This window comes from Arenimonas sp. (assembly GCF_022842045.1).
GTDB lineage: Bacteria > Pseudomonadota > Gammaproteobacteria > Xanthomonadales > Xanthomonadaceae > Arenimonas.
On sequence record NZ_JALHQI010000014.1, the window covers coordinates 1 to 13,614 of the forward strand.

14 protein-coding genes are annotated in these 13,614 nt (G+C 69.2%); 2 read left to right on the plus strand and 12 right to left on the minus strand.

The genetic code is table 11. The annotated features are described in order from the left end of the window. Positions 1–71 precede the first annotated feature (71 nt). The 7 genes from Q0C12_RS04900 to Q0C12_RS04930 all read right to left on the minus strand — a co-directional run bounded on the left by Q0C12_RS04900 (position 72) and on the right by Q0C12_RS04930 (position 6,928). Positions 72–1,439 carry an ABC transporter ATP-binding protein gene (locus Q0C12_RS04900; protein WP_290886983.1) on the minus strand — a complete coding sequence of 456 codons (1,368 nt, stop codon included), beginning with the start codon at positions 1,437–1,439 and terminating at the stop codon, positions 72–74. Continuing rightward, positions 1,429–2,262, minus strand: coding sequence for an ABC transporter permease (locus tag Q0C12_RS04905; protein ID WP_290886986.1), 834 nt, complete (start codon positions 2,260–2,262; stop codon positions 1,429–1,431). The genes Q0C12_RS04900 and Q0C12_RS04905 overlap by 11 nt, the downstream gene beginning before the upstream one ends. 6 nt (positions 2,263–2,268) lie before the next feature. Beyond that, positions 2,269–3,432 (minus strand): cystathionine gamma-synthase, encoded by a 1,164-nt coding sequence (locus Q0C12_RS04910; protein WP_290886988.1) that lies wholly within the window; start codon positions 3,430–3,432, stop codon positions 2,269–2,271. A gap of 28 nt (positions 3,433–3,460) precedes the next feature. Continuing rightward, on the minus strand, positions 3,461–4,831 hold the full coding sequence (locus tag Q0C12_RS04915; RefSeq protein ID WP_290887081.1) for a pyridoxal-phosphate dependent enzyme: 1,371 nt from the start codon (positions 4,829–4,831) through the stop codon (positions 3,461–3,463). A gap of 170 nt (positions 4,832–5,001) precedes the next feature. Further along, on the minus strand, positions 5,002–5,220 hold the full coding sequence (locus Q0C12_RS04920; protein ID WP_290886990.1) for a YdcH family protein: 219 nt from the start codon (positions 5,218–5,220) through the stop codon (positions 5,002–5,004). Positions 5,221–5,597: 377 nt separating this feature from the next. Next, positions 5,598–6,554: an OmpA family protein gene (locus tag Q0C12_RS04925; RefSeq protein WP_290886993.1), complete on the minus strand. Its 957-nt coding sequence runs from the start codon at positions 6,552–6,554 to the stop codon at positions 5,598–5,600. After that, positions 6,554–6,928: a DUF4398 domain-containing protein gene (locus Q0C12_RS04930; RefSeq protein WP_290886995.1), complete on the minus strand. Its 375-nt coding sequence runs from the start codon at positions 6,926–6,928 to the stop codon at positions 6,554–6,556. Before Q0C12_RS04930 ends, Q0C12_RS04925 begins: the two co-directional genes overlap by 1 nt. Positions 6,929–7,022: 94 nt before the next feature. On the opposite strand from Q0C12_RS04930, the gene Q0C12_RS04935 reads away from it, so the two are divergent. Then, the gene (locus tag Q0C12_RS04935) at positions 7,023–8,162 is read left to right on the plus strand and encodes a PilT/PilU family type 4a pilus ATPase (RefSeq protein WP_290886998.1); all 1,140 of its coding nucleotides are present in this window, start codon (positions 7,023–7,025) and stop codon (positions 8,160–8,162) included. Positions 8,163–8,210: 48 nt separating this feature from the next. On the opposite strand, the gene maiA is transcribed toward Q0C12_RS04935, so the two are convergent. The 5 genes from maiA to hppD all read right to left on the minus strand — a co-directional run bounded on the left by maiA (position 8,211) and on the right by hppD (position 13,076). Further along, entirely contained in the window at positions 8,211–8,885 is a 675-nt protein-coding gene (gene maiA / locus Q0C12_RS04940; RefSeq protein WP_290887001.1) for a maleylacetoacetate isomerase, read from the minus strand. 125 nt (positions 8,886–9,010) lie between these two features. Further along, entirely contained in the window at positions 9,011–10,006 is a 996-nt protein-coding gene (locus tag Q0C12_RS04945; RefSeq protein ID WP_290887004.1) for a fumarylacetoacetate hydrolase family protein, read from the minus strand. A 27-nt stretch (positions 10,007–10,033) separates the two neighbouring features. After that, on the minus strand, positions 10,034–10,624 hold the full coding sequence (locus Q0C12_RS04950; protein ID WP_290887007.1) for a lectin: 591 nt from the start codon (positions 10,622–10,624) through the stop codon (positions 10,034–10,036). Further along, complete coding sequence (gene hmgA / locus Q0C12_RS04955; RefSeq protein ID WP_290887010.1) at positions 10,624–11,916, minus strand: homogentisate 1,2-dioxygenase; 1,293 nt, start codon at positions 11,914–11,916, stop codon at positions 10,624–10,626. Before hmgA ends, Q0C12_RS04950 begins: the two co-directional genes overlap by 1 nt. A gap of 59 nt (positions 11,917–11,975) precedes the next feature. After that, entirely contained in the window at positions 11,976–13,076 is a 1,101-nt protein-coding gene (hppD, locus tag Q0C12_RS04960) for a 4-hydroxyphenylpyruvate dioxygenase (protein ID WP_290887013.1), read from the minus strand. Between the two features lie 85 nt (positions 13,077–13,161). Here hppD and Q0C12_RS04965 point away from each other — a divergent pair, with 85 nt between their 5' ends. Further along, on the plus strand, positions 13,162–13,611 hold the full coding sequence (locus tag Q0C12_RS04965) for a MarR family transcriptional regulator (RefSeq protein ID WP_290887015.1): 450 nt from the start codon (positions 13,162–13,164) through the stop codon (positions 13,609–13,611). Positions 13,612–13,614 lie beyond the last annotated feature (3 nt).

Genomic DNA, 13,614 nt, shown 5'->3' on the forward strand with positions numbered 1-13,614 from the left:
CTTCAGCGTGCTGCCGGGGGCGAGGTGGGTCGAGACCAGGCGCTGCATGTGCTGGTAGGAACTCTTGTGCATCAACTGCTCCGGGTCCCGGATCCGTCGGCGTCCCCCGAGACCAACGTCACCGAATGATAAGGCAGGCCTACCAGGCCCGTGACCACCGAGCTGGCGACCGACTCGACCACCAGCCCGTCGAAGACCCAGGCGGCCTGGACGTGCTCGGCGTGGGTGCCGTCCGCGAGGGCGACATCGAAGCTGTACTTTCCCACCGGCAGCCAGGGCATCCGGAAGGCGAACTCGGCGCGCAGCTGCTGGCCGGCCGCCGCGGGCGGCCGCGGGCCGCGCCCGCTGAGGTAGGTGTTGGTGCCGAACAGGTGCTGGCCGAGGTGGTCCTTGAGGATGAAGCCGACGACCGGGCTGAGGAGGTCGTCCTGCGCCACGGCCTCGACCCGGAGCCGGACCGTCTCGCCGCCCTCGACCTGCGCCAGGCGCCGGCCGTCGGCGGCCAGCAGCGCCACCGAAGTGACCCGCGCGCGCCCGTCGCCAAAGGCCGCGGCGCCCGGATTGAACCGGAACACCTTCATGCGGCTGGCATCGGTGATCTCCTCGACCGCCACGTCCTCGTGGCCGGCGTCGTCGTCGGCCGCGCGCGCCGCCACGTCCATGCCGTAGGACTTGGCGTGGTAGGCCTCGGACACGTCCTTGGCCGGACCATCCATCACCACCCGGCCCTGCTCGAGCCAGATCGCGCGCCGGCACAGGTTCACCACCGCGGCCGAGCTGTGGCTGACGAACACCAGGGTGCCGCCGTCCTCCTGGAACCGGCGCAGGAAACGCATGCACTTCTGCGCGAAGAACACGTCGCCGACCGCCAGCGCCTCGTCCACCACCAGCACGTCGGCGTCCACGTTGGCGATCACCGCGAAGGCGAGTCGCACGTACATGCCGCTGGAATAGGTCTTGACCGGCTGGTCGATGAACCCGCCGATGTCGGCGAAGGCGGCGATGGCCTCGAAGCGTTCGTCCACCTGCGCGCGCGTCAGCCCCAGCACCGAACCGTTGAGGTAGACATTCTCGCGGCCGGTGAACTCGGGATTGAAGCCGCTGCCCAACTCCAGCAGCGCGGCAATGCGGCCATGGACGCGGACATCGCCGGCGGTGGGCGTCAGCGTGCCGCAGATCACCTGCAGCAGGGTCGACTTGCCGGAGCCGTTCTTGCCGATGATGGCGACCGTCTCGCCGCGGTCGATCCGGAAGTCGACGTCGCGCAGCGCCCAAAATTCGCTGAAGTACTGCTTCGGCGCGAAGCCCAGGTAACGGCGCAGGCGCGGCAGCACAGCCTGCCGCAGGCGGTCCTGCGGCCGGGCGTAGATCTGGTAGCACTTGGCCACGCCATCGACCAGGATCGCCGGCTCGGTCTCGATGCGCGGGTCAGAGGACATCGGCGAACCCGCTGCGGGATTTCTGGAAGAACCAGAACCCGGCCTGTGCGACGGCCAGGGCCACGGCCCAGAACAGGGCCAGCAGGGCCAGGTCCGGCCCGTGTCCCGCGAAGATGACCTCGCGCGCCTGCTCGATCACGAAAGTCAGCGGGTTGAGGTACAGCCAGTCGCGCAGGCCCTCGGGCAGCGCCGACACCGGGTAGAACACCGGCGCCATGAACATCAGCACGGTCGCCAGCACGCCGGTGACCTGGCCGGTGTCGCGCAGGAATACGCCCAGCGCCGCCAGGCCCCAGGCCAGGCCCAGCGCAAGCAGGATCAGCGGCAGCATCAACGCAGGCATCCACAGCACCGTCCAGTGCAGGCCACCGCCCAGCAGCACCACGCCCGCCAGCAGGATCGCCAGCGCCACCAGCGAGTGGAAGGCCGCGGCGCCCACCACCGTCGCCGGCAGCAGCTCGAGCGGGAAGATCACCTTCTTGACGTAGTTGGCGTTGCCCAGCACCAGCCCCGGCGCGCGGGTGATGGCCTCGGCCACGATCGCGTGCAGCAGCACGCCGACGAACACGAACAGCGCGAAGTCGAACTTGCCGCCCGGCACCACCGACGCCGACCAGCGCGCGCCGAACACCACCGAGAACACGAAGGTGTACACCGCCAGCATCATCAGCGGCGTCAGCACGGACCAGGTGATGCCCAGCACCGACCCGCGGTAGCGCCCGCTGATCTCGCGCCAGGTGAGGTCGCGCAGCAGGCGCGCGTGCGACGCCAACGACCGCGCGGCCGACGCCAGGGAGGTGGCGTGCTTGGAGTGCGGGTTCATCGCCGGTCAGCCGCGCAGGGCGGCGTCCAGTTCCGCGCGCAGGTCTTCCAGGTCCTCGACGCCGACGCTCAGGCGCACCAGGTTGTCGGTGATGCCCAGCGCCGCGCGGCGCTCGGGCGGCACCGAGGCGTGGGTCATGATGGCCGGGTGGTTGACCAGGCTCTCCACGCCGCCCAGCGACTCGGCCAGGGCGAACAGCTTGCAGCGCTCCATGAACCGGCGCGCGGCGTCGCCGCCGCCCTTGACGTACACCGAGATCATGCCGCCGAAGCCGTGCATCTGGCGCTTGGCCAGCGCGTGCTGCGGGTGCGAGGCCAGGCCCGGGTAGATCACCTTGTCGATGGCCGGGTGCGACTCAAGCCAGGTGGCCAGCGCCATCGCGTTGTCGCAGTGCGCCTTCATGCGCAGGTGCAGGGTCTTGAGCCCGCGCAGGGCCAGGAAGCTGTCGAACGGGCCCTGGATGCCGCCCACCGCGTTCTGCAGGAAGGTCATCTTCTCGGCGAGGGCGGCGTCGTCGCCCACCACCACCATGCCGCCGACCATGTCGGAGTGGCCGTTGAGGTACTTGGTGGCCGAGTGCATCACCAGGTGCGCGCCCAGCTCGAGCGGGCGCTGCAGGATCGGCGAGCTGAAGGTGTTGTCGACCGCCAGCCAGAGGCCACGCTTGCGGGCGAACTCGGCCAGCCGGGCGATGTCGACCAGCTTGAGCATCGGGTTGGTCGGGGTCTCGCACCAGATCAGCTTGGTCTTCGGCGTGATGGCGGCTTCCACCGCGGCCAGGTCGTCGAGGTCGACGAAACTGAAGTCGAGCCCGGCGCTGCGCCGGCGCACGCGCTCGAACAGGCGGTAGGTGCCGCCGTAGACGTCGTCCATGCAGACCACGTGGTCGCCGCTGTCGAGCATCTCGAGCACGGTGGACGTGGCCGCCAGCCCGGAGGCGAAGGCGTAGCCGCGGGTGCCGCCTTCCAGCGAGGCCACGCAGGCCTCGTAGGCGAAGCGCGTCGGGTTGTGGCTGCGCGAGTACTCGAAGCCCTGGTGCACGCCGGGGCTGGCCTGCACGTAGGTCGAGGTAGCGTAGATCGGCGTCATCACCGCGCCGGTGCTGGGGTCGGGCGACTGGCCGGCGTGGATGGCGCGGGTGCCGAGGCCGGTGGGCTTGGGGTCGCTCATGGGGGGCTTGGCGTCCTTGGGAATCGGGTTATTGCGCGCGGCGGCGCAGGTAGTTGAGCAGGTCGATGCGGGTGATCAGGCCCAGGAACTTCTGGTCGTCCATCACGATCGCGACGTGGCCGCGGTCGAACACCGGCAGCAGCGCCGCCATCGGCGAGGTGACGTCGAGCTTGTCGAGCTTGCGCACCATGGCCGTGGCCACCGGTTCCTTGAACTTCTCGTCGCGGCCGAACACGTGCATCAGCACGTCGGACTCATCGACGATGCCGACGATGGCGTCGCCGTCCATCACCGGCAGCTGCGAGACGTCGTACATCTTCATGCGCTGGTAGGCCACCTGCAGCGTGTCGGCGGGCGAGACCACCACCGTGTCGCGCTGGGCGTAGGGGCGCAGGATCAGGTCGCGCAGGTCGCCATGCGCCGGGCGCTCGAGGAAGCCGTTGTCGAGCATCCAGTAGTCGTTGTACATCTTCGAGAGGTATTTGTTGCCGGTGTCGCAGACAAACACCACCACCTTCTTCGGCGTGGTCTGCTCCTTGCAGTACTTCAGCGCCGCCGCCAGCAGGGTGCCGCTGGAGCTGCCGCCGAGCACGCCTTCCTTCATCAGCAGCTCGCGGCCGGCGAGGAAGCTTTCCTTGTCGGTGATGGCGTAGGCCTTCTTCACCCGCGAGAAGTCGGAGATCGACGGCAGGAAATCCTCGCCGATGCCTTCCACCAGCCAGCTGCCCGACTTGGTGCTGAGCACGCCCTCGTTGATGTACTGGGTGAGGATCGAGCCGACCGGATCGGCCAGCACCAGCTCGACGTGCGGCGCGGCCTTGGCGAAGAAGCGCGACAGGCCGGTCATGGTGCCCGAGCTGCCGCAGCCGAAGACGATGGCGTCCATGTCGCCGTCCATCTGGCGCCAGATCTCGGGGCCGGTGCCTTCCTCGTGCGCCGCCGGGTTGTCCGGGTTGCCGAACTGGTTGATGAAATAGCCGCCCGGGGTCTCGCGGGCGATGCGCTCGGCCATGTCCTGGTAGTACTCGGGATGGCCCTTGGCCACGTCCGAGCGGGTGAGGATGACCTCGGCGCCCATGGCGCGCAGGTTGAAGATCTTTTCCCGGCTCATCTTGTCCGGGACCACCAGCAGCAGCTTGTAGCCCTTTTGCTGGGCGACCAGGGCCAGCCCGATGCCGGTGTTGCCGGCGGTGCCTTCGACCAGGGTGGCGCCGGGGGCGAGGTCGCCGCGGGCTTCCGCCGCCTCGATCATCTTCAGGCCGATGCGGTCCTTGATCGAGCCGCCCGGATTCATGCACTCGAGCTTGAGGTACAGCTCACAGGGGCCGGCATCGAGATGGCGGGCCTTGACGATCGGGGTATCGCCGATCAGTTGGAGGACGCTGTGCTGGACCGTCATGGGAATCAGGGGCATGCGGCGGGAGCGCCGGCCGCTGATTCTAGCAGCCCGGGACCCTGCCCTGCCCTGCGCCCGCAGGCCTTCCGGCGGGGTGCGCGCGGGAGGGAGCCGGGGGTAAATGCGGGCGGCGGCGACCCGACGAGGTGGGCCGCCGCCGCCGCAGCGGGAACTCAGTGTCGTCGCGTGGCGAACATGCGGGTCAGCCGGTCCTTGGCGTTGAGCTTTTCCTTCTTCATGCGCCCCAGCGTGGTGTCGTCGAGCGGGAGCACGCCCAGCTCGGCGTCCAGCACCTGCTTGTCCAGCTCGCGGTGCCGGTGGTAGAGCTGGCGGAATTCCGGGTCGCTCTTCATGAGCGCATCAAGTTCGCTTTGCGATTGCCCTTCAAACATCGGATTGACCTCCTCCAGAAACGCGAACGCCCCGGCCGGCGAAGGACGAGGCGTGGCGGATTGAGACAAAGGTCAGGTCGCTTTCGCGGGCGGCGCCCCCGAGCGACCGACGCACCCCATCGTGGGGAGTCGTGCGCTCGGCGGGGGCGAGGTCTGCTTTCATCGGCCTGGCTCGGTAGTCCCGGCGACGTGGGGCCGCCGGGACTTTGAACCTACTCCCCCGTTTTCGGGGTCGCAAGCCTTTCGATAAGCCTTTGAGCGAAAAAGGAAAGCCCCCGCTGAACGGGGGCTTCCGCATCCCTGGCCGGAGCCTTTGGATTCAATCACTTAGTGAATGTGAAGACTTCGCTGAATGCGCCAAGTGATTGATCCTTCGGTTATTCCACGATGATCTCGACCCGCCGGTTGCGTGCGCGGCCGTCGGCGCTGGCGTTGTCGGCCACCGGGCTGGCCTCGCCCTTGCCGCTGGCGCTGAGGCGGCTGCCGGACACGCCGGCCTCCTCGAGCGCGCGCTTCACTGCATCGGCGCGCCGCTTGGACAGCGCCAGGTTCGCAGCGTCCGCGCCCTGGCTGTCGGTGTGGCCCTCGATGCGGATCGCGCCGCCGGCGGGCAGCGCGTGCGCGAGCGTGCGCAGGCTGGCCTGGGCCGACGCAGTGAGGCTGGCGCTGCCGCTACCGAAGGCGTTGCCGGCCAGCGTGTAGATGGTGCGGCCGCCCTCCCGGCGCGACGGCGGTGCCGGCGCGTCGGTGATGTCGCCACCGGCAACCGCCGCGGCCAGCTCGGCCTCCTTGCGGGCCAGCTCGGCCTCGCGGGCGCGGGCCTGGGCGAGCTTGCGGGCCTGGGCCGTCTCGGCTTCGGCGGCTTCCAGCGCGATGGTCTGGGCGGCCGCGGTGGCCTCGAGTTCGCGCTGGATCGCTTCCTCGCGGGCCAGGCTCTGCAGGCGCAGGCGCTCGGTCTCGCGGCGGGCCTGCTCGGCCTCGCGCTGGCTGGCCTCGAGCATGATTTGGTCGCGCTCGCGGTCGAGCTGCTGCGACTGGCTGGCCAGCAGGTCGGCCTCGGCCGCGGCGCGGGCGGCGGCGATGCGCAGGCCGGCGATGCGCACGCTGTGCTCGCGGTCGCGGCGCTTGGCCTCCTGCGCCGCGGCCACGGCCTGGCGGGCCTTCAGGCGCTCCAGGCCCGCGAGGTCGGCCAGCGAGGGGTCGGATTCAAGGCTGCGCAGGTCGGCCATCAGGCGGGCGACGGCCTGCTCGTGGTCGGCGGCGGACTGCGCGTTCACGGCGGCGGGCGCGGCGAACAGCGCGGCCAGGAGCAAGGGAACCAGGAACCGGCGCATCAGCGGCGTCCTCCGTTGACCAACAGGCGGCGGCGCAGGTCGGCGTTGCGGGCCGACTTGCTTTCGACCTCGGCGCGGGCTGCGTCGAGCGCGGCGCGGGCGCGCGCCAGGTCGGCGGTGGCTTCGGCGGACTGGGCCAGGTGCAGGGCGTCCTGGCGCTTGCGGCGAACCTGCGCATCGCGGGCCGCCCTCAGCTGCGCGCGGGCGTCGTCGAGCAGGCCAGCGGCGTCGCCGCGCGGCTGGGCACGCTCGGCAGAAGCGACCGCGGCTTCGGCGGCCAGCAGCTCGGCGCTGTCCTGGGCGAGGGCCACGGAGCTTGGCGCAATCAGCACCAGCGCGAGGGCGAGATGGATTTTTAGCGAGGATAATGTCATAAGGCGATCTCGCAGGTGGGCAAAGGGACGCAGGCCATTGTAGCCGTCCGGGGCCCGCCCAACGGTTAGGAACGGGGAACCCAAGGATACGCACATGGACATCGGCTATTTCCTGAAGCTGATGACGGAAAAGAACGCGTCGGACATGTTCCTGACCACCGGCGCGCCCGTCTACATCAAGGTCGAGGGCAAGCTCTACCCCCTCGGCAACACCGGCCTGCCGGCCGGCATGGTCAAGAAGATCGCCTATTCGCTGATGGACGAGGGCCAGGTGCCCGCGTTCGAGCGCGACCTCGAGTACAACATGGCCATCGCCGTGAAGGACACCGGGCGCTTCCGCGTCAACGTGTTCAAGCAGCGGGGCGAAGTCGGAATGGTCATCCGCGCCATCAAGTCCGAGATCCCCAGCATCGACCAGCTCAAGCTGCCGCCGGTGCTCAAGGACATCGTGATGGAGCAGCGCGGCCTGGTCCTGGTGGTCGGTTCCACCGGCTCGGGCAAGTCCACCACGCTCGCGGCAATGATCGACCACCGCAACGCCAACAACACCGGCCACATCCTCACCATCGAGGACCCGATCGAGTTCCTGCACAAGCACAAGAAGTCGATCGTGAACCAGCGCGAGGTCGGCCTGGACACCCACGCCTTCCACAACGCGCTCAAGAACGCCATGCGCGAGGCGCCGGACGTGATCCTGATCGGCGAGATCCTTGACGCCACCACCATGGAATCGGCCATCGCCTTCGCCGAGACCGGCCACCTGTGCATGGCGACCCTGCACTCGAACAACGCCGACCAGACGCTGGACCGCATCCTGAACTTCTTCCCGGAGTCGGCGCACAAGAACGTGCTGATGAACCTGGCGCTGAACCTCAAGGCGATCATCAGCCAGCGCCTGGTGGTGGGCAAGGACGGCAAGCGCCTGCCGGCGGCCGAGATCCTGATCAACACGCCGATGATCCGCGACCTCATCCGCCGCGGCGAGGTGCACGAGATCAAGGACGCGATGGACAAGTCGCTGGAAGCGGGCATGCAGACCTTCGACCAGGCCCTGTTCCGCATGTACAAGGAAGGCAAGGTCGAGCTGGAGGAGGCGCTGCGCAAGGCCGACTCGCGCGATGGCCTGGCCCTGAAGATCCGCCTCTCCGAAGGCGCGACCGGCGAGCACGACCCGTACGCCGACATGTACGGCGGCGGTGGCCCGGGCAGCGAGAACGCCTCCGCCGGCTACTGAGCCGGCCCGCCGCGGCGGCCGCTGGCCGCCCGGCGCCTCCCTTCGCGACTAGTTGCCGCCCGGCGCCGGCGCGTCGGGCTGGTTTTCCGGCCGCGCGTCCTTGAATTCATCCATGGCCAGGCAGTTCTGCACGATCCGGCGGATGGTGCGATAGGGCGCCATGTCCACGCCGAAGCGTTCGGCGTTGAACACCTGCGGCACGAGGCAGCAGTCGGCCAGGGTCGGCTGCTCGCCGTCGCAGAAATCGCCGGTGGACGGGTTGTCGCACAGCGTGTCCTCCACCGCGTCCAGGCCGACCTTGATCCAGTGCCGGGTCCAGGTGTCGCGCTCGGCCTGGGGCACGTTCCAGGTCTTGTCCATGAACTGCAGCACCCGCAGGTTGTTCAGCGGGTGGATGTCGCACGCGATCATCTGGGCGATGGCGCGCACGCGCTGGCGATCGCGCGCGGTGGCGGGCAGCAGCGGCGGGGTCGGCCAGGTCTCGTCGAGGTATTCGATGATGGACATCGACTGGCGCAGGATGCGGTTGCCATGCATCAGCACCGGCACCAACTCCTGCGGGTTGAGGTCGTTGAACTCGGGCGTGTGCTGCTGCCCGCCGTCCTGCAGCAGGTGCACCGGCATGGTCTCGAAGGGCAGGCCCTTGAGGTTGAGCGCGATGCGCACGCGGTAGGCGGCGCTGGAACGCCAGTACGAATAAAGCCGGATGATTCCCGCGCTCATGCGACCGTCCCCTTCCCGTTTGCCGCGGCCCGGCTGGCGCCGGGTCTTGTTCGCTCAGCATACCCCCGCCCCCGGCGGTTGTGGGAGACCCTGTAGGAGGGACTTCAATCCCTCCTACAGGGGGGTCAGGCCCTGGCGATGCGCTGCTCGATGGCGCCGAAGATCGAGGCGCCGGCGGCGTCGAGCATCTCGATGCGGACGGTGTCGCCGAAGGACATGAAGGGGGTGCTGGGCTTGCCGTCGCGCAGGGCCTCGACCGTGCGCTGCTCGGCGAAACAGCTGGCGCCCAGCGAGGTGTCCTCGTTGGCCACCGTGCCGGAACCGACGATGGTGCCGGCCGACAGCGGGCGGGTCTTGGCCGCGTGCGCCACCAGCTGGCTGAAGTCGAACTGCATGTCCACGCCCGCCTCGGGCGCGCCGAACCACTTGCCGTTGATGTGCGTGAGCAGCGGCCGGTGCAGCTTGTTGCCCTGCCAGGCCTCGCCCAGCTCGTCCGGGGTCACGAACACCGGGCTCAGCGCCGAGCGCGGCTTGGACTGCAGGAAGCCGAAGCCCTTGGCCAGCTCGCCCGGGATCAGGTTGCGCAGCGAGACGTCGTTGACCAGGCCGACGAGCTGGATGTGCCCCGCGGCCTCGGCCGGCGACGCGCCCTGCGGCACGTCGTCGGTGACGACTACCACCTCGGCCTCGAGGTCGATGCCGTAGGCCTCGTCGGCCACCAGCACCGGGTCGCGCGGGCCGTAGAAGCCGGCGCTGACCGCCTGGTACATCAGCGGATCGGTGTAGAAGCTTTCCGGCACCTCGGCGCCGCGGGCCTTGCGCACCCGCGCCACGTGCGGCAGGTAGGCGCTGCCGTCGACGAATTCGTAGGCGCGCGGCAGCGGCGATGCGAACGCCGTGAAGTCCACGGCGAACACCGGCTCGCCGTTGATGGTCTCGGCCCGGCTGCCCTCCAGCGCCTCGTACACGCCGTTGAGGCGCGGCGCCGCATTCGACCAGTCTTCCAGCGCGCGCTGCAGCGTCGGCGCGATGCCGGGCACGCGCACCGCGCGCGACAGGTCCTTCGACACCACCACCAGCGTGCCGTCGCGGCCGCCTTCCTTCAGGGATCCAAGTTTCATGTCAGTCCAGTTCGTGCAATGGGGATGTCAGCCGCAGCCTTCGACGTAGAGCACCTGCGGCAGCAGGCCGATGCGCCAGGCCGTGACCCGGCCCTGTGGGTCCGTTTCGAACACCAGCCGCGCGTCGCCGCCGGATTCGGGCGTCACCACCAGGGTGCGGCCGCCGTCGACGTATTTGTGCGGCTGCGATTCGACGCGGCCCTCGAACTTCGCCAGCACCGCGTCGGCGCTGTCGCCGACGACCAGGTCGCCCGGCGCCACGTGACGCGGGCTGTCGACGTCGTAGCGGCGGAAGCCGCCGTCCTCGAACATGAAGCGCACGCCATAGCCCGAGGCCGGCAGCGGATCCATGGTCAGGAAGTAGCAGGTGGCGCCGTTCGCCGGCACGCCGGCCACCAGCGGCCGGCCCCAGGACATGCGGACCTGCTCTTCGTCGCCGCCGAACTCCGCCGGGCCGAAGCCTTCGTAGCGGAAGACGGCGGGGTCGTGGGCCACCGGCGGCGGTGCCGGCGCCGCCTCGGTGGCGGGCGCGGCCTCGGTGGCGGGAGCAGCCGGCTCGGGGGCGCGGCAGGCCGTGGCCAACAGGACAAGGGCGACAACGACGAACCTGCGGACCATCAGCGCTTCTCCGGTGTGAAATGGCGGGCCAAACCTTGCCAGCACTGCAGATAGTCGGCCTGGCGGTGGCCCGCGTCCAGCGCCTGGGCGGCGGGGCGGATCACGTTCCGGGACTCGAACATGAAGGCCATCGTGTCGCGGATGACGTCGGGCTTCGAGAGGTCGGCATTCGTGGCTTTCTCGAACGTGGCGGCGTCGGGGCCGTGCGCGCTCATGCTGTTGTGCAGCGAGGCGCCACCCGGCACGAAGCCCTCGGCCTTGGCGTCGTAGGCGCCGTGCACCAGGCCCATGAACTCGCTGGCGATGTTGCGGTGGAACCAGGGCGGCCGGAAGGTGTCCTGGGCCACCAGCCAGCGCGGCGGGAAGATCACGAAGTCGATGTTGCTCACGCCCTCGCTGTCGCTGGGCGAATGCAGCACCAGAAAGATCGACGGGTCCGGGTGGTCGTAGCTGATCGAGCCGATGGTGTTGAAGCGGCGCAGGTCGTACTTGCTGGGCGCGTAGTTGCCATGCCAGGCCACCACGTCAAGCGGGCTGTGGTCGATGCCGGCGCGCCACAGGCCGCCCTGGAACTTGGCGACCAGCTCGAAGCGGCCGTCGCGGTCTTCGTAGGCGGCCACCGGCGTGAGGAAGTCGCGCGGGTTGGCCAGGCCGTTGCTGCCGATCGGGCCGAGGTCGGGCAGCTTGAACATGGCGCCGAAGTTCTCGCACACATAGCCGCGCGCCGCGCCATCGGGCAGCGACACGGTGAAGCGCAGGCCGCGCGGGATCAGCGCGATCTCCTGCGGCTCGACTTCCAGCACGCCCAGCTCGGTGGCGATGCGCAGGCGGCCCTGCTGCGGCACCACCAGCAGCTCGCCGTCGGCGTTGTAGAAATAGCGGCCGTCCATGTCCTTGTTGGCCGCGTACACGTGCACGCCCATGCCGCCGGCCGAGGGGCCGCCGTTGCCGGCCATGGTGAACAGGCCGTCGAGCCAGTCGGTGGGCGCGGCCGGCATCGGCAGCGGGCTCCAGCGCAGCTGCTCGGGCGTCACCGGCCCGTGGCCGAAGTCATTGTGGAAGCTCGGATGCGCCAGCGCGCTGAACGCGCCGTGCCCGGCGGCCGGCCGGATGCGATACAGCCAGCTGCGCCGGTTGCTGTGCCGCGGCGCCGTGAACGCGGTGCCCGACACCTGCTCGGCATACAGCCCGTAAGGCGCCCGCTGCGGCGAATTCCGCCCCACCGGCAGCGCCCCCGGCAACGCCTCCGTCGCAAACTCGTTCCCGAAACCACTCTGGTATTGCAGTGACATGTGGGCGCTTCCGTGGGGCAAGGGTTTGTACGCGGATCAGAGCGGATGTACGCGGCAACTCAAAGCACGCCGCGGCGCATCTGGTCGCGCTCGATGGATTCGAACAGGGCTTGGAAATTGCCCTCGCCGAAGCCCTCGTTGCCCTTGCGCTGGATGATCTCGAAGAAGATCGGGCCGATCGCGTTCTGGGTGAAGATCTGCAGCAGCTTGCGCTGCTTGGTCTCCGGGTCGGCGTCGATCAGGATCTTGTTGGCGCGCAGGCGCGGCACGTCCTCGCCGTGGTCGGGCACGCGCTGGTCGATCACGTCGAAGTAGGTGTCGGGCGTGTCCAGGAACTGCACGCCCTGCGCGCGCATCGCTTCCACCGTCGTGTAGATGTCGTCGGTGAAGCAAGCGATGTGCTGGATGCCCTCGCCCTTGTAGGCGTCGAGATATTCGTTGATCTGCGACTTCGGGTCGTTGGACTCGTTGAGCGGGATGCGCACGATGCCGTCCGGCGCGGTCATGGCCTTGGACACCAGGCCGGTCTTGACGCCCTTGATGTCGAAGTAGCGGATCTCGCGGAAGTTGAACAGGCGCTCGTAGTAGTCGCTCCACTTCTGCATGTTGCCGAAGTAGAGGTTGTGCGTGAGGTGGTCGATGAAGGTCAAGCCAAAGCCCGCCGGGTTGGCGTCGGCGCCCGGGATCAGCTCGTAGTCGGCGGCGTAGGCGTCCTGGCCCGAGGGCACCAGGTAGAGCATGCAGTCGCCGATGCCCTTCACCGCCGGCACGTCGATGGCGCCGGTGCCGGGCTTGTGGTCGATGGCTTCGCCGCCGTTGCCCTTCACCGTTTCAAAGACCTTGGCCACCGGCTGGGTGAAGCGGATCGCGAAGCCGCAGGCGCAGGGGCCGTGCTGGGCGGCGAAGTCGGCGGCGAAGCTGTCCGGGTCCTCGTTCACCAGGAAGTTGACGCCGCCCTGGCGGTAAACGGTGATCTTGCGGGTCTTGTGGCGCAGGGTGGCGCGGAAGCCCATGGCGCGGAACATCGCGTGCAGGTCCATGGGGCTGCCCGCCGGCACGGCGAATTCGACGAACTCGAAGCCGTCGATGCCCATCGGGTTCTCGAAGGTGGTCGGCTTCATGCCGAGGTTCGGGGCGTGGGTCTGGGGCTGGGCGCTCATGGCGGTCCTCCGGTGGGGGCGGCTTGCATGGGGAAGGCTGTCGTTATAGTTTCATTTGCAACCATTTTCAAGGCGCAGTGCCGCAATGCCCGATCGGGACATCCTGGACCTCGAACATTTCCTGCCCTACCGGCTCTCCGTGCTGTCGAACCGCATCAGCCAGGACATCGCCCGGCTGTACGCCGAGCGCTTCGACCTGGGCGTGACGGAATGGCGGCTGCTGGCGGTCCTGGGCCGCTACCCGGGCCTGTCGGCGAGCGAGCTGGCCGAGCGCACGGCGATGGACAAGGTCGCGGTGAGCCGCGCCGTGGCGAGCCTGCTCGCCGCCGGCCGCATCACCCGCGACACCCACGGCGCCGACCGCCGCCGCTCCGTGCTCGAGCTCTCCGAGGAGGGCCAGCGCGTCTACGCCGAAGTCGCCCCCGCCGCGCTAGCCTACGAACGCCGCCTGCTGTCGAACCTCAGCGCCGAGGACCGCACCGCCCTCGCCCGCCTGGTAGACCTCCTCGGCGCCGCCGAAGCCAAAACCAAATGAACC

Excerpts from the sequence above, each read along its gene's own strand:
- Q0C12_RS04900 (WP_290886983.1), bottom strand. The coding sequence starts at position 1,439 with ATGTCCTCTGACCCGCGCATCGAGACCGAGCCGGCGATCCTGGTCGAT.
- Q0C12_RS04905 (WP_290886986.1), bottom strand. The coding sequence starts at position 2,262 with ATGAACCCGCACTCCAAGCACGCCACCTCCCTGGCGTCGGCCGCGCGG.
- Q0C12_RS04910 (WP_290886988.1), bottom strand. The coding sequence starts at position 3,432 with ATGAGCGACCCCAAGCCCACCGGCCTCGGCACCCGCGCCATCCACGCC.
- Q0C12_RS04915 (WP_290887081.1), bottom strand. The coding sequence starts at position 4,831 with ATGACGGTCCAGCACAGCGTCCTCCAACTGATCGGCGATACCCCGATC.
- Q0C12_RS04920 (WP_290886990.1), bottom strand. The coding sequence starts at position 5,220 with ATGTTTGAAGGGCAATCGCAAAGCGAACTTGATGCGCTCATGAAGAGC.
- Q0C12_RS04925 (WP_290886993.1), bottom strand. The coding sequence starts at position 6,554 with ATGCGCCGGTTCCTGGTTCCCTTGCTCCTGGCCGCGCTGTTCGCCGCG.
- Q0C12_RS04930 (WP_290886995.1), bottom strand. The coding sequence starts at position 6,928 with ATGACATTATCCTCGCTAAAAATCCATCTCGCCCTCGCGCTGGTGCTG.
- Q0C12_RS04935 (WP_290886998.1), top strand. The coding sequence starts at position 7,023 with ATGGACATCGGCTATTTCCTGAAGCTGATGACGGAAAAGAACGCGTCG.
- maiA (WP_290887001.1), bottom strand. The coding sequence starts at position 8,885 with ATGAGCGCGGGAATCATCCGGCTTTATTCGTACTGGCGTTCCAGCGCC.
- Q0C12_RS04945 (WP_290887004.1), bottom strand. The coding sequence starts at position 10,006 with ATGAAACTTGGATCCCTGAAGGAAGGCGGCCGCGACGGCACGCTGGTG.
- Q0C12_RS04950 (WP_290887007.1), bottom strand. The coding sequence starts at position 10,624 with ATGGTCCGCAGGTTCGTCGTTGTCGCCCTTGTCCTGTTGGCCACGGCC.
- hmgA (WP_290887010.1), bottom strand. The coding sequence starts at position 11,916 with ATGTCACTGCAATACCAGAGTGGTTTCGGGAACGAGTTTGCGACGGAG.
- hppD (WP_290887013.1), bottom strand. The coding sequence starts at position 13,076 with ATGAGCGCCCAGCCCCAGACCCACGCCCCGAACCTCGGCATGAAGCCG.
- Q0C12_RS04965 (WP_290887015.1), top strand. The coding sequence starts at position 13,162 with ATGCCCGATCGGGACATCCTGGACCTCGAACATTTCCTGCCCTACCGG.